General features: G+C 70.8%; 11 protein-coding genes. 4 read left to right on the forward strand and 7 right to left on the reverse strand.

The genetic code is table 11. The annotated features are described in order from the left end of the window. Positions 1 to 70: 70 nt before the first annotated feature. Genes ACZ4O3_RS26980 through pgsA form a run of 3 tightly spaced genes read right to left on the reverse strand, consistent with a single transcriptional unit; the run spans position 71 to position 2,810 of the window. Positions 71 to 1,231 carry a glycosyltransferase family 4 protein gene (locus ACZ4O3_RS26980; RefSeq protein WP_384993781.1) on the reverse strand — a complete coding sequence of 387 codons (1,161 nt, stop codon included), beginning with the start codon at positions 1,229 to 1,231 and terminating at the stop codon, positions 71 to 73. Then, positions 1,228 to 2,136 (reverse strand): phosphatidylinositol mannoside acyltransferase, encoded by a 909-nt coding sequence (locus tag ACZ4O3_RS26985; RefSeq protein ID WP_362719316.1) that lies wholly within the window; start codon positions 2,134 to 2,136, stop codon positions 1,228 to 1,230. Before ACZ4O3_RS26985 ends, ACZ4O3_RS26980 begins: the two co-directional genes overlap by 4 nt. Continuing rightward, a complete protein-coding gene (gene pgsA / locus ACZ4O3_RS26990; RefSeq protein ID WP_467724666.1) occupies positions 2,133 to 2,810 on the reverse strand; it encodes a phosphatidylinositol phosphate synthase in 678 nt (225 codons plus the stop codon). Before pgsA ends, ACZ4O3_RS26985 begins: the two co-directional genes overlap by 4 nt. A 280-nt stretch (positions 2,811 to 3,090) precedes the next feature. Here pgsA and ACZ4O3_RS26995 point away from each other — a divergent pair, with 280 nt between their 5' ends. Both ACZ4O3_RS26995 and ACZ4O3_RS27000 read left to right on the forward strand, forming a co-directional pair. After that, a complete protein-coding gene (locus ACZ4O3_RS26995) occupies positions 3,091 to 5,289 on the forward strand; it encodes an elongation factor G-like protein EF-G2 (protein WP_362719322.1) in 2,199 nt (732 codons plus the stop codon). 170 nt (positions 5,290 to 5,459) lie between these two features. Beyond that, the gene (locus ACZ4O3_RS27000) at positions 5,460 to 7,103 is read left to right on the forward strand and encodes a hypothetical protein (protein ID WP_467724668.1); all 1,644 of its coding nucleotides are present in this window, start codon (positions 5,460 to 5,462) and stop codon (positions 7,101 to 7,103) included. A 56-nt stretch (positions 7,104 to 7,159) separates the two neighbouring features. Here ACZ4O3_RS27000 and ACZ4O3_RS27005 read toward each other — a convergent pair whose 3' ends face one another. After that, a complete protein-coding gene (locus ACZ4O3_RS27005; RefSeq protein WP_362719327.1) occupies positions 7,160 to 7,726 on the reverse strand; it encodes an HIT family protein in 567 nt (188 codons plus the stop codon). Positions 7,727 to 7,793: 67 nt separating this feature from the next. Here ACZ4O3_RS27005 and ACZ4O3_RS27010 point away from each other — a divergent pair, with 67 nt between their 5' ends. Further along, positions 7,794 to 8,477, forward strand: a complete 684-nt coding sequence (locus ACZ4O3_RS27010) for a potassium channel family protein (RefSeq protein WP_362719330.1) — start codon at positions 7,794 to 7,796, stop codon at positions 8,475 to 8,477. Between the two features lie 30 nt (positions 8,478 to 8,507). Here the strand turns inward: ACZ4O3_RS27010 and thrS are convergent, their stop codons facing one another. The 3 genes from thrS to ACZ4O3_RS27025 form a co-directional block, all read right to left on the reverse strand. Next, on the reverse strand, positions 8,508 to 10,484 hold the full coding sequence (thrS, locus tag ACZ4O3_RS27015) for a threonine--tRNA ligase (protein WP_362719333.1): 1,977 nt from the start codon (positions 10,482 to 10,484) through the stop codon (positions 8,508 to 8,510). Between the two features lie 110 nt (positions 10,485 to 10,594). Next, positions 10,595 to 11,821, reverse strand: a complete 1,227-nt coding sequence (locus ACZ4O3_RS27020; protein WP_384993761.1) for a serine/threonine-protein kinase — start codon at positions 11,819 to 11,821, stop codon at positions 10,595 to 10,597. After that, positions 11,818 to 12,384: a DUF4365 domain-containing protein gene (locus ACZ4O3_RS27025; RefSeq protein WP_362732319.1), complete on the reverse strand. Its 567-nt coding sequence runs from the start codon at positions 12,382 to 12,384 to the stop codon at positions 11,818 to 11,820. The genes ACZ4O3_RS27020 and ACZ4O3_RS27025 overlap by 4 nt, the downstream gene beginning before the upstream one ends. 169 nt (positions 12,385 to 12,553) lie before the next feature. On the opposite strand from ACZ4O3_RS27025, the gene ACZ4O3_RS27030 reads away from it, so the two are divergent. Beyond that, complete coding sequence (locus ACZ4O3_RS27030) at positions 12,554 to 13,279, forward strand: exonuclease domain-containing protein (protein WP_467724671.1); 726 nt, start codon at positions 12,554 to 12,556, stop codon at positions 13,277 to 13,279. The last annotated feature ends 126 nt before the right edge of the window (positions 13,280 to 13,405 follow it).

Raw genomic sequence — 13,405 nt, forward strand, 5'->3', positions numbered from 1 at the left:
GAACCGGGCGCCCGGCCACAAGGGCGCCGCGGCCGTCGGACGACGCACCGCGGCCGTCCCGGCGGAGCGTTCAGTCCCGCGCCAGCCCGAACCGCGCCCGCAACCCCGGGCGTTCGTCCGCCGCCACCGCCGCCGCGCCCGCCGTCACCGTCTCGTAGACCGACAGGATGTCCGCTCCCACGGTCGACCAGTCGAAGCGGCGCACATGGACGCTGCCGCGCTCCCGCAGCTCTGCCCGGCGCTCCGGGTTCCCCAGCAGCCGTACCGCCGCCTCGGCCAGTGCGTCGGCGTCCTCGTTGGCGAAGAGCTCACCGGCCGCCCCCTGGTCGAGGACCTGGGCGAAGGCGTCGAGGTCGGAGGCGAGGACCGGCGCCCCGGCGGAGAGGGCCTCGACCAGGATGATCCCGAAGCTCTCGCCGCCCGTGTTGGGCGCGATGTACAGGTCGAGGCTGCGCAGGAAGCGGGCCTTGTCCTCGTCGCTCACCATGCCGAGGAACTCGACGCGGGAGCGCAGCTCGGCGGGCAGGGACTCGACCGCGGCCTCCTCGTCGCCGCGGCCGGCCACCAGGAGCCGGGTCTGCGGACGGGCGGCGAGGATCTTGGGCAGGGCCTTCATCAGCACCGGCAGGCCCTTGCGGGGCTCGTCGATCCGCCCGATGAAGCCGATGGTGTCGCCCTGCCACTCGGGGCGCGGCTCGGCTTTGGCGAAGAAGTCGACGTCGACGCCGTTGGGGATGACCACCGCGTCACCGCCCAGGTGCTCCACCAGGGTGCGGCGGGCGTACTCGCTGACCGCGATCCGGGCGCTGATCTTCTCCAGGGCAGCCTGCAGGATCGAGTAGGCCGCGATCATCGCGCGGGAGCGCGGGTTGGAGGTGTGGAAGGTCGCGACCATCGGGCCCTGCGCAGCCCAGCAGGTCAGCAGGCCCAGGGAGGGCGAGGCCGGCTCGTGGATGTGGACCACGTCGAACGCGCCGTCGTGCAGCCAGCGCCGTACCCGCGCGGCGGACAGGAAACCGAAGTTGAGGCGGGCCACGGAGCCGTTGTACGGCACCGGGACGGCGCGGCCGGCCGAGACCACGTAGGGCGGGAGAGGGGTGTCGTCGTCCGCGGGAGCCAGGACGGAGACGTCGTGGCCGAGGCGGATGAAGTACTCGGCGAGGTCCCTGATGTGGAACTGGACGCCACCGGGCACGTCCCAGGAGTAGGGGCAGACGATGCCGATCCTCACGACGGTCCCTTCGCGGGGTCGAGGTCGGCCAGCCACAGTCGCTGGAGCATGTGCCAGTCCTCCGGATGGTCGGCGATCCCGGTGGCGAAGGCATCCGCCAGCGCCTGTGTCATGACAGACGTCCTGGACTCCCGGTCACCTGACTCGGGTACGTCGATCGGGGCGTGCACCCGGCCCTTCATGACGGGCGTGTCGTCGTACCAGAGGGTCACAGGGAGCAGGCGGGCGCCGGTCTGCTGGGCCAGCAGGGCCGGTCCCGCGGGCATCCGGGCGGTGTCGCCGAAGAAGTCGACCTCGACGCCGGAGGCGGACAGGTCACGGTCGGCGACCAGGCAGATCAGGCCGCCGTCGCGCAGCCTGCGGGCCAGCGCGCCGAAGGCGGAGCCGCCGCTGTGCGGCAGGACCTCCATGCCGAGGCCCTCGCGGTAGGCGACGAAACGGTCGTAGAGCGTCTCCGGCTTGAGGCGCTCGGCGACCGTGGTGAACGGGGTCTCCAGCTCGGTGGTGACCCAGGCGCCGGCCAGGTCCCAGTTGGCAAGGTGCGGCAGCGCGATGATCACGCCCCGGCCGGAGGCGAGGCCGTCGGTGAGGTGGTGGACGTCCTTGACGTCGAAGCCGGCCCGGATCCGGTCCTCGCTCCAGGCCGGCAGCCGGAAGGACTCCATCCAGTACCGCAGGTACGACCGCATGCCCGCACGGGACAGCTCGCGCAGCCGCTGAGGGCTCGCGTCGCGCAGCACGCGCGCGTAGTTGGACTCCAGGCGCTGGACGCCCTTGCCGCGCTGCCGCCAGGCGAGGTCCGCGACCGTCCTGCCGAGGCGCACGGCGACCGGCTCGGGCAGCTTCTTCACGGTGCTCCAGCCGAGCCCGTACAGACCGTCGGTGAGCCGGTCGGCGGCGGTCACTGCCCGGCCTCGCTCCCGTGGGCGGTCTTCTCCCGCTCGGCCGCGGCCTCCGCCTCGGCGGACTCCCGGCGGACCGTGACGACCCGCTGCACGAGGGTGACCAGGCTGCCCACGGCGACGACCCACAGGGCGATCGGGAGCAGGATCTGGATGCCCGGCACACCGAACTTGTGGAGACCGGCCAGACCGGCGGCCACCAGCGAGATCACCAGGCGCTCGGCCCGCTCGACCAGGCCGTTGACGGCCACCGGCAGTCCGATCGACTCGCCGCGCGCCTTGGTGTACGACACCACCTGGCCGCTGGCCAGGCAGAAGATGGAGACCGCGCACAGGACGTCGTTGTCGCCGTTGCCCGCGTACCAGAGGGCGAAGCCGCCGAAGATGGCGCCGTCGGCGACCCGGTCCAGGGTGGAGTCCAGGAAGGCGCCCCAGCGGCTGGTACGGCCCAGCTGGCGGGCCATGTTGCCGTCCACCAGGTCCGAGAAGACGAAGAGCGTGATCACGATCGTCCCCCAGAAGAACTCGCCCCGGGGGAAGAAGACCAGCGCGCCCGCGACCACTCCGGCCGTGCCGAGGAGCGTGACCGTGTCCGGGCTCACACCCCGGCGGATGAGAAACGTGGCGAACGGCGTGAGGACACGCGTGAAAAATGCACGCGCGTACTTGTTCAGCATGGCCTTCCCGACGGTCGTTGCGCCGTGCGGCCCCTGCTGGCCACCCCGGCTGGCCCATCGTAGCCACGCGCGCGGGGGTGCGACGGGTGGGCACTCGCAGTCGCGACCGGTGGCGGGGTGCCGGGGGGCGCACGGGCAGGGTCGCGTCCTTCGTATGGACGCACCGTGACGGGAGTGGAAAGCTCGAATAACCGCGGGCGTCATCGCAGCCGCCGCCGCACGCGGCCCGGCTCGCTCGCCCGCGCCCACACAGACCTCACCGTGCACGGGAGGCATAGCCATGGGCGACAAGGTCAGGGAACACCCCGGAGCCGCCGGCAGGGCGACAGCGGCCGACCACCCCGCGTCCGTACGGAATGTGGTGCTGGTCGGCCACTGCGGATCGGGCAAGACGACATTGGTGGAGGCTCTCGCGCTGACCGCGGGAGCGGTGAACCGGGCGGGCCGGGTGGAGGACGGCGGCACCGTCTCGGACTACGACGACATCGAGCACCGGCAGCAGCGGTCCGTACAGCTGTCACTGGTACCGGTCGAATGGAACGGAATCAAGATCAATATCCTGGACACCCCGGGATACGCCGACTTCGTCGGTGAGCTGAGGGCCGGTCTGCGTGCGGCGGACGCGGCCCTCTTCGTCGTCTCGGCCTCGGACGGGGTGGACGGCTCGACGCGGATGGTCTGGGAGGAGTGCGCGGCCGTCGGGATGCCCCGGGCGATCGTCGTCACGCACCTGGAGGCCGCCCGCGCGGACTTCGAGGAGATGACCCGGGTGTGCGCCGAGGCGTTCGGCGCCGACGACCCCGACGCCGTGCTCCCGCTCTACCTGCCGCTGCACGGCGCGCAGGGGCCGGACGGACACGCGCCGGTGACCGGCCTGGTCGGGCTGCTCACGCAGAAGCTGTTCGACTACTCGTCCGGGGAGCGCAGGGAGTCCGAGCCCGGGCCCGACCAGCTGCCGGACATCGACGAGGCCCGCAACCGGCTGATCGAGGGGATCATCTCGGAGAGCGAGGACGAGACGCTCATGGACCGCTATCTGGGCGGCGAGCGGATCGACCTCAAGACGCTGATCGAGGACCTGGAGCGGGCCGTGGCACGCGGGGCGTTCTTCCCCGTGCTGGCCGCCGCTCCGGCCACCGACGGCGCCCGCCAGGGGCTCGGCACGGTGGAACTGCTGGAGCTGATCACGGGCGGGTTCCCGACCCCGTTCGAGCACCCCACTCCGGGGGTCACCACCATCGGCGGCGAGCCGCGCGAGATCAAGCCCTGCGACACGGGCGGTCCGCTGGTCGCCGAGGTGGTGAAGACCGCCTCCGACCCGTACGTCGGCCGGGTCTCGCTGGTCCGGGTCTTCTCCGGCACCCTGCGCCCCGACGAGACGGTCCACGTCTCCGGGCACGGCCTCGCCGACCGCGGCCACGAGGACCACGACGTCGACGAGAAGATCGGCGCCCTGTCCACGCCCTTCGGCAAGCAGCAGCGGCCGGTCACCCATGTCATCGCCGGCGACCTCGCGTGCGTGGCCAAGCTCGGCCGCGCGGAGACCGGGGACACCCTCTCCGGCAAGGACGACCCGCTGCTCATGGAACCGTGGGAGATGCCCGACCCGCTGCTGCCGCTGGCCATCCAGGCACACAGCAAGGCTGACGAGGACAAGCTCTCGCAGGGCCTCGCCCGCCTGGTCGCCGAGGACCCGACCATGCGGCTCGAACAGAACCCGGACACCCACCAGGTGGTGCTGTGGTGCCTCGGGGAGGCGCACGCGGACGTCGCCCTGGAGCGGCTGCGCAGCCGGTACGGGGTCCAGGTCGACGTCGTACCGCACAAGGTGTCCCTGCGGGAGACGTTCGCCGGCCGGTCCGCCGGGCGCGGACGGCACGTCAAACAGTCAGGCGGGCACGGGCAGTTCGCGATCTGCGAGATCGAGGTGGAGCCGCTGCCGGGCGGCTCCGGCATCGAGTTCGTCGACAAGGTCGTCGGCGGCGCGGTGCCCCGGCAGTTCATCCCGTCCGTCGAGAAGGGCATCAGGGCCCAGGCGACCAAGGGGGTCGCCGCCGGCTACCAGCTGGTCGACGTGCGGGTCACCCTGCTCGACGGCAAGGCGCACTCGGTGGACTCCTCCGACGCCGCTTTCCAGACGGCGGGCGCACTGGCGCTGCGGGAGGCCGCGGCGGACGCCAGGATCCATCTCCTGGAGCCGGTGGCCGAGGTCTCCGTGCTGGTCGGCGACGACTACGTGGGCGCGGTGATGAGCGACCTGTCCGGACGGCGCGGCCGGGTGCTGGGCACCGAGCAGACCAATGGCGGACGGACGCTGATCAAGGCCGAGGTGCCCGAGTTCGAGATCGGCCGGTACGCGGTCGACCTGCGCTCCCTCGCGCACGGTACGGCGCGTTTCAGCCGCGCGTACGCCCGTCATGAGCCGATGCCGCCACAGATCGCCGAGAAGATTCGCGAACAGGTCGGGGAAGCCTCGTAGGAGGCCTCATAGTCGACGGCAAGGACCCGACACGGACGTCCGGCGGACGGCTTCGGCCGTCCGCCGACGGTTGTCGGTGGCCGGGGATACCCTGAGTACTTGATCAACAGGTGTGCGGAGTACGGAAGTCGGGAAGGCCGCAGAAGCGGGACGGCGGCAAGGGGGCGGGAATGAGCTTCGAGGACTTCTTCGGGCCACAGGTGCCGAGGCCGGGTGGCGAGGCGCAGGCCCCGACCTATGCCCTGGCCTCGGCGGCCTACCGGGACACGCCGATGGAGGAGATCAAGAAGGCCGACAACGAGTGGCACCAGTCCACGGTCAACGAGGGCCGCGCATGGGCGAAGATCTTCCGGCCCAACTTCGGTGAGGCGTACTCCCAGGCGGTCATCGACCGGATGCTGGGTGTCGGCCGCAAACCGCTCATCCAGTCCTTCGGCAGCGAACCCCAGGTGGTCGTCGAGCACTGCCTGGCGGCCAACCGCATCCGCAAGGAACGCGACCAGCGCCTGACCGCCATCATGTTCCTGTGCGGCGTGCTGTTCCTGCCCGGCCTGGTGATCTGGCTGCTGGTCTTCCAGCTCCGCGCGACCATGCTGAAGGCCGGCGACAAGCGGGTCTCCGGGTTCGGCAGCGCCCTGCTGGCCGCCGTCGGCGTCCTCGCGGTGATCTTCCTGATCAGGATGCCGTTCACCGGCTTCTGGGGCTGGTACGCGCGCGGCTGCATCGTGCTCCCCGTGGTCGGCTGGTACCTGGCCAAGCGGCTCTGCGAAAGGACCGCGACGGACCTGCGCGCGGCCTGGGACGGCCTGCTCTCCGGCGGCAGCGTCGGCGCGAAGGTCCCCGAGGCGGTGCCGACCAGCCCCGACCAGGCCGCGGCCGAGCAGCTGCGCCAGTCACTGGCCCGGCTCAGCGCCGAGCAGCAGTCCAACTCGGTCTTCTACGCCGGCACCAAGGGCATACTCGGTATGGGTACCCGCTGGGGTTCCTGGGTGCTCGCGGAGGAACTGCTCCCGCTCGATCCGGTCAAGGGCGTCCACGAGTTCCGGGCCTGGACGGTCGTCCGGGAGATCGAGAAGGAGCTGAGCGTGCTGCACCGGCAGCACCTGAAGACGGGCGGCTTCCCCGAACCCCAGGTCAGGCACTGGATCGTCACCCATGTCGGAGCGGGCGCCAAGGCGGTGTCCCGGTCCGAGGGCACCGACTACAAGGTGGGACCCAAGGTCGTCGAGGACATCTGCAACAACAACCACTTCGACAAGGGCGACCGGCACTACCTGGGCGTGCAGTGGCCCCACCTGTGGAACGGTGACCTGATCATCACGATGATGGCGACCGTGACCGTGCTGAAGGAGACCCTCCGCATCGAGGTCACCGGACACGCCCTGGGCCCGGTCAACGGCCTGTTCAACGAGAAGCCCGCCGCCCCCACCAAGACGGTCGCCAAGACCGTGCGGTTCTGGGAGACCCGTACCGTCAAGCTGCCGCTGGTCACCCCCGACGAGGTGGTCCGGCTCGGCGCCCGTGCCACCATCAGCTGGTACCCGCCGCTGCTGAAGTGGCTCGGCGGTTCGATAGGCCTGCCCGAGCCGTTCGGTCTGCGGCACGCCTGGGCCGACCAGCCCTGGGACCACCGCTTCATGGCCGACGACGCGTTGCGCGCGGCCACGCCGATACTCCGTGCCGTGCACCGGGCCGCGCTCAGCGTGCTCAGGGAGCACGACGTCAACCTCGACAAGTTCAACTCGCGGGCCGGAGCGCTCAGCGGGTCGGTCCAGGAGGCGTCGCCCAAGAAGGCCGACAAGTACGACGCGTGACCCCTCCCCGCGCCGGGAGACGCTCACCGGGGAAACCGTCCCCGGGGAGGGAACCGTCAGGCCCGCGCCGCCGTCCAGGCCTCGGCCAGCATCTTGCGGGTGTCGGCGAGCAGCTGGGGCAGCACCCGGGTGTGGCCCACCACCGGCATGAAGTTCGTGTCGCCGCCCCAGCGGGGGACGATGTGCTGGTGCAGGTGGGCCGCGATGCCCGCACCCGCCACCGTGCCCTGGTTCATGCCGATGTTGAACCCGTGGGCACCGGACGCCGTGCGCAGCGCGGTCATCGCCTGCTTGGTCAGCTCGGCCAGTTCGGCCGTCTCCGGGCCGGTCAGGTCCGTGTAGTCGGCGACATGGCGGTACGGGACCGTCATCAGGTGGCCGCCGTTGTACGGGTAGAGGTTGAGCACCGCGTAGACGTGCTCGCCGCGCCGGACGATCAGCCCGTCCTCGTCGGATTTGGCCGGGATCGAGCAGAAGGGACAGCCGTCGTCGGCCCCCGGGCCGGTCGGCTTGTTCTCACCCTGGATGTAGGCCATCCGGTGGGGCGTCCACAGGCGCTGGAACGCGTCCTGCGTCCCCACTCCGATCTGCTGCTCCGGCTCACTCGTCATGCTAGGCAGCATATGGCTTCGCCCGTTCGCGGCGTGTCGCCGGGGCCAGCGGAAACGGCCGTGCGGCGAAGCTGGGCGGATGGACGACGACAGCCGCCTGGACCGCTGGCAGCACGGGACGGACCTTCCTCTCGCCATCGCGTCCCTGGTGTTCCTGGGCGCGTACGCGGTGCATGTGCTGGCGCCCGGTCTGCCCGGGGGCGTACACGACCTGTTCCTGTCGCTGACCTACGGGACGTGGGCGCTGTTCGCCGTCGACTACGGGGTGCGCTGGCGGATCAGCGGTGACGGCCCGTACTTCGTACGACGGCAGTGGCTGGACACGGTCGTCCTGCTGCTGCCCCTGCTGCGGCCGGTGCGGATCGTGCGCACCTACGAGGCGATGCAGCGCAGGCACGGGCACACCCGGCTCGCGCTGCAGGCCCGCGTGATGGCCTACGCGAGCCTGTCGATCGCCCTGCTGGGCTTCGCCGGGGCGCTCGCCGTCTACCAGGTCGAACGCGGCGCCCCGAACGCCACGATCCGCACCTTCGGCGACTCCGTGTGGTGGACGTGCTCGACCCTGTCGACCGTCGGCTACGGCGACGTCACCCCGGTGACCACGCTCGGCCGGACCATCGCGGTCGGGCTGATGGCCTGCGGGATCGCTCTGCTGGGCGCGGTCACCGGTTCGTTCTCCTCGATGCTGCTGCAACGGTTCGCGCTGGAGGGCGAGGAGGACGCGCTGGTGGGCCGGACGGACGACAGGCCCGCGGAGAAGTGATCCCCGGGGGCCTGTCTCAGGGGTGCGGGATCAGACCTGGGTCCGGTCCTCGACCACCTTCGCGATCTTGGCGATGGCCTCTTCGAACGGGATGCCGTTCTCCTGCGAGCCGTCGCGGTAGCGGAAGGAGACCGAGCCGGCCGCCATGTCCTCGTCGCCCGCGATGACCATGAAGGGCACCTTCTGCTTCTGGGCGTTGCGGATCTTCTTCTGCATCCGGTCCGACGACGCGTCGACCTCGACCCGCAGGCCCTTCCTCTTGGCCTCGGCCGCGAACTTCTGCAGGTACTCGACGTGTCCGTCGCCGATCGGGATGCCGACCGCCTGGACCGGCGCCAGCCACGCCGGGAAGGCGCCCGCGTAGTGCTCCAGGAGCACCGCGAAGAACCGTTCGATGGAGCCGAACAGGGCACGGTGGATCATCACCGGGCGCTGCTTGGAGCCGTCGGCCGCGGTGTACTCCAGGTCGAACCGCTCGGGCAGGTTGAAGTCGAGCTGGACGGTGGACATCTGCCAGGTGCGGCCGATGGCGTCCTTGGTCTGCACGGAGATCTTCGGGCCGTAGAAGGCGGCGCCGCCCGGGTCGGGGACGAGCGGGAGGCCCTGCTTCTCGGCGACCGCGCGCAGCGTCTCGGTCGCCTCCTCCCAGACCTCGTCGGATCCGACGAACTTCTCCGGGTCCTTGGTCGACAGCTCCAGGTAGAAGTCGGTGAGGCCGTAGTCGCGCAGCAGGTTCAGGACGAAGGTGAGCGTCTTGTCGAGCTCCTCCGCCATCTGCTCCTTGGTGCAGTAGATGTGCGCGTCGTCCTGGGTGAAGCCGCGGGCCCGGGTCAGGCCGTGCACGACACCGGACTTCTCGTAGCGGTACACGGTCCCGAACTCGAAGAGCCGCAGCGGCAGTTCACGGTAGGAGCGGCCGCGCGCGTCGAAGATCAGGTTGTGCATCGGGCAGTTCATGGGCTTGAGGTAGTAGTCCACGCCCTCGTCGAGCTGCATGGGCGGGTACATGCCGTCGGCGTACCAGTCCAGGTGCCCGGACGTCTCGAAGAGCTTCCCCTTCGTGGCGTGCGGGGTGTAGACGAACTCGTAGCCCTCCTCCTCGTGCCGGCGGCGCGAGTAGTCCTCCATCACCCGGCGGACCACGCCGCCCTTGGGGTGGAAGACGGCGAGGCCGGAGCCGATCTGCTCCGGGATGGAGAACAGGTCCAGCTCGTTGCCCAGCTTGCGGTGGTCGCGCTTCTCGGCCTCGGCGAGGAAGTCGAGGTACTGCTTCAGCTCGTCCTTGGACGGCCAGGCGGTGCCGTAGATGCGCTGGAGCATCGGGTTCTTCTCGCTGCCGCGCCAGTAGGCGGCCGCGTTGCGCATCAGCTTGAACGCCGGGATGAGGCGGGTGGAGGGCAGGTGGGGACCGCGGCAGAGGTCCTTCCAGCACAGCTCGCCGGTCTTGGCGTCCAGGTTGTCGTAGATCGTCAGCTCACCGGCGCCGACCTCGACGTCCGCGCCGTCGTCGCTGGAGGCCGAGCCCTTGAGGCCGATCAGCTCCAGCTTGTACGGCTCGTTCGCCAGCTCCTCGCGGGCGGCCTCGTCGGTCACCACCCGGCGGGAGAACCTCTGCCCGCGCTTCTGGATCTCCTGCATCTTCTTCTCGATGGCCTTGAGGTCATCGGGATGGAACGGCTTCTCGACGTCGAAGTCGTAGTAGAAGCCGTCCTTGACGGGCGGGCCGATGCCGAGCTTCGCCTCGGGGAACAGCTCCTGCACGGCCTGGGCCATGACGTGCGCGGTCGAGTGGCGCAGGATGCCCAGTCCGTCCTCGGAGGAGATCTCGACGCCCTCGACGGTCTCGCCGTCCTTCAGCTCGTACGCGAGGTCCTTGAGCTCGCCGCCCACCCGCGCGGCGATGATCGAGCGCTCGCCGGCGAAGAGCTCGGCGGCCGTAGTGCCCGTCGTCACCACGCGTTCTTCCCGCTCGGAATCGCGTTGGATGATCACACGGACGTCTGACACCGGTCTCTCCTGCCTGAAGGTGGATGCGGCGCCATACCAGGAGCGCGCGCAATACCGGATCGTACCGACCCGGCCCCACCGACCGCTAAACGGTTACCCGCAGTCGCCGGTCAGTCGCAGTCGTCGCCACTGCACGCCTCCTCGAAGAAGTCGAGGTTCTCCTGCAGCGATTTCACCAGCCGGTCCCGCTCGGCCTCGTCCACCTGCACCGGTACGACCCCGCCGGCCCCCGACAGCCGCCGGAACCCGCCCCGGCTCTCCAGCCGCCCGTGCACCCGCACCGGGAGGCCGACCAGGTGGGCCTGCCCGGCGATGCGGTAGTCCTCCTCGTCGAGGGTGAGCCGCACGTAGGGCACCTCGGCGCCGGCCAGGACCCGCAGCCGTACCGTGCCGGCACCGCGCGGCTCCGGGCGGCGCATCCGGACCACGGTGCCGGTGATCCGGACCGGTACGGAGGGTTCGTCGCGCAGGAAGCGGGCGCCCGCCTCGCGCAGCACGGGCAGGTCGCCGGGCGAGAACTCGACGGGCTCGGCGGTCGACGCGCAGTCGTCGGGGGCCCCGGCGCCCGGCGCCCACTCGACGGAGATCCGGGCGCCCTCGGTGCCGCGCACGAGCGTGATCAGGGCGTCGGTGAGCTCACGGCTCACGCCGGCCTCGACGGCTCCGTCGAAGGCGTCCATGCCGCCGGTGGCCCGCTGGTAGTCGATGGCCTCACGGGTGGCGTACAAAGCCTGGTGGAGGCGTACGGCGAGGGGCCGTCCGGTACCCACGGGCACGAAGGCGGTCAGGCCCCGGCCGCCCTCCGCCGAGCCGACCAGGACGGTCTCCAGCAGGGCGGCGGCCGCGCGCTTGTGCCGGGCGCCGTAGTAACCGGCACGCGCGCGCGTGGCGAGCGCGCCGGCCAGCAGTGTCTGCCGGGCGGCGGTGCGCAGCTGCTCCTCGACCGTCCAGGGCGCCGTGTCCGCGGGCCCGCCCGGCACATCGCGCCACCAGCGGATCTCGTCGCTGGGTACCGCGAGAGCGACCAGCACCTCCCGGGCGGCGGGCGTCCCGCTGCGCACGAGAGCCGTGAGCGCCTCCCCGAGCAGGTCGTCACTGTCCGGGAAGGCGCGGCTCTCGGGTACCAGCAGGCTGGTGCCGGTGTTGCCCGGCCCGGGTGGAGTCCAGCGGCCGTAACGCCCCGGGGCTCCCCCGCGCCGCTGCCAGCCGTGCCTGCGCAGCAGGGCGCCGAGGACCGCGGGGTCGACGTCGGTGGGCTCGGGAGGACGGTTCCAGTGGGGGTCCACCGGATGCGGCCGGACTTCCCTCAGCTGCTCCTCGTACGGACGGTGCCTCATGGTCGTCCTCCCGTCCCGACCCGCGTCATGATCTCGCAGAGCGCCCGGTCGTCGAAGATGCGCGAGGCCGGAATCCGCACGGTGGTCCGGTTCCGGCCGGTGATCGGATGCCCTGCCAGGTTGACCCAGTAGCAGCAGTGGCGCAGATCGAGCCGGTCGTGGCTGGCGCGCAGCCAGTCGTCCTGGGAGCGCGGAACCAGCATCACCACGAGGATCTTGTGCACCGACACCGGTGTGCGGGCGAGCTTGCGCAGGTGGTCGTTGTCCAGCGTGAAGGAGAAGAAACGTCCCGGAGGGTTGGGTGGGACCTGGTACGTGCACTTCAGCTGCACCTTTATCGTCACCTCGTCGTCGACGGTGTGACCGGGCGAGCCGTGGCTGACGTGCCAGTCGATGCCGTTGTCCGGGAACGGCTGCGAGAGCGAGCAGCCGGCCGCCGCGGCGACGGCGTGCAGATATCCCACCTGCAGTGTCTCCATGCAGGCGGTGGTGGCGAGTGTGCCGCGATGGGGGCCCGTGCGTTCGGGCAGCAGCCCGCCCCGCTCGGGCTGCGCTATCGCCATGACCAACAGCCTTCCCAGCCAAAGAGTTTCCCCGTGGCGAGCCGCTGAACTGCAAAGACCCGCACTCCTGTTGTGTCCTTCCGGCGTACGCCGCAAACGGCCCGGGTATCACCAAACAGGCAGAAGACGGAACGTCAGCTGCCGTGGGTGAACAAGGAGTTGTATTGGCATGACGTGCTGGTACGAGGGGCCCTTGGCGGCCTTCGACACGGAGACCACGGGCGTGGACGTGGAGACCGACCGCATCGTGTCCGCCGCGGTCGTCGTCCAGGACGCCCCGGGCACCCGGCCCCGGGTGACCCGCTGGCTGGTCAACCCGGGCATGCCGGTGCCGGAAGCGGCGACGGCGGTGCACGGGCTGACGGACGAACACCTGCAGCGCAACGGCCGCTGGCCGGCGCCGGTGATGTACGAGATAGCCGAGCATCTGGCCGAGCACGCGGCGATGCACCGCCCGCTGGTGGTGATGAACGCGCCGTTCGATCTGACGCTGCTGGACCGCGAGTTGAGGCGGCACCGGGCGTCCGCACTGGACCGCTGGTTCGAGGCGAGCCCCCTGCTCGTCCTCGACCCGCGGGTCCTGGACAAGCATCTGGACCGCTACCGCAAGGGCCGTCGGACCCTGACCGACCTCTGTGCGCACTACGAGGTCACCCTGGAGGGCGCGCACGACGCGGCCGCCGACGCGCTGGCCTCACTGGATCTGGTACGAGCGCTGGGCCGCAGGTTCGCGGCCCGGCTGGAGCGCCTGAGCCCCGCCGAGCTGCACACGTTGCAGACGACGTGGCACGCGGCGCAGGCACGCGGGCTGCAGGCGTGGTTCGCGCGCAGCGGCACACCGGAGACGGTGAACACGTACTGGCCGCTGCGGCCGGAACTGCCGGCGGCAGCGTGAGTGGCGGGGGGGCGGGCCCCCCGCGCCCCGCCCCGTGCCGGAGTGGTTTTTTTCTTGGGGTTTTTTTTTCTTTCTGGGTTTTTTTTTCGTGAGTTTCTCCCGGGAAAACCCCGGGAGAGACTCCCT

Source organism: Streptomyces sp. NPDC026515 (genome assembly GCF_055567595.1).

Coding starts and splice junctions, on each gene's coding strand:
- pgsA (WP_467724666.1), bottom strand. CDS start 2,810: ATGCTGAACAAGTACGCGCGTGCATTTTTCACGCGTGTCCTCACGCCG.
- ACZ4O3_RS26995 (WP_362719322.1), top strand. CDS start 3,091: ATGGGCGACAAGGTCAGGGAACACCCCGGAGCCGCCGGCAGGGCGACA.
- ACZ4O3_RS27000 (WP_467724668.1), top strand. CDS start 5,460: ATGAGCTTCGAGGACTTCTTCGGGCCACAGGTGCCGAGGCCGGGTGGC.
- ACZ4O3_RS27005 (WP_362719327.1), bottom strand. CDS start 7,726: ATGCTGCCTAGCATGACGAGTGAGCCGGAGCAGCAGATCGGAGTGGGG.
- ACZ4O3_RS27010 (WP_362719330.1), top strand. CDS start 7,794: ATGGACGACGACAGCCGCCTGGACCGCTGGCAGCACGGGACGGACCTT.
- ACZ4O3_RS27020 (WP_384993761.1), bottom strand. CDS start 11,821: ATGAGGCACCGTCCGTACGAGGAGCAGCTGAGGGAAGTCCGGCCGCAT.
- ACZ4O3_RS27025 (WP_362732319.1), bottom strand. CDS start 12,384: ATGGCGATAGCGCAGCCCGAGCGGGGCGGGCTGCTGCCCGAACGCACG.
- ACZ4O3_RS27030 (WP_467724671.1), top strand. CDS start 12,554: ATGACGTGCTGGTACGAGGGGCCCTTGGCGGCCTTCGACACGGAGACC.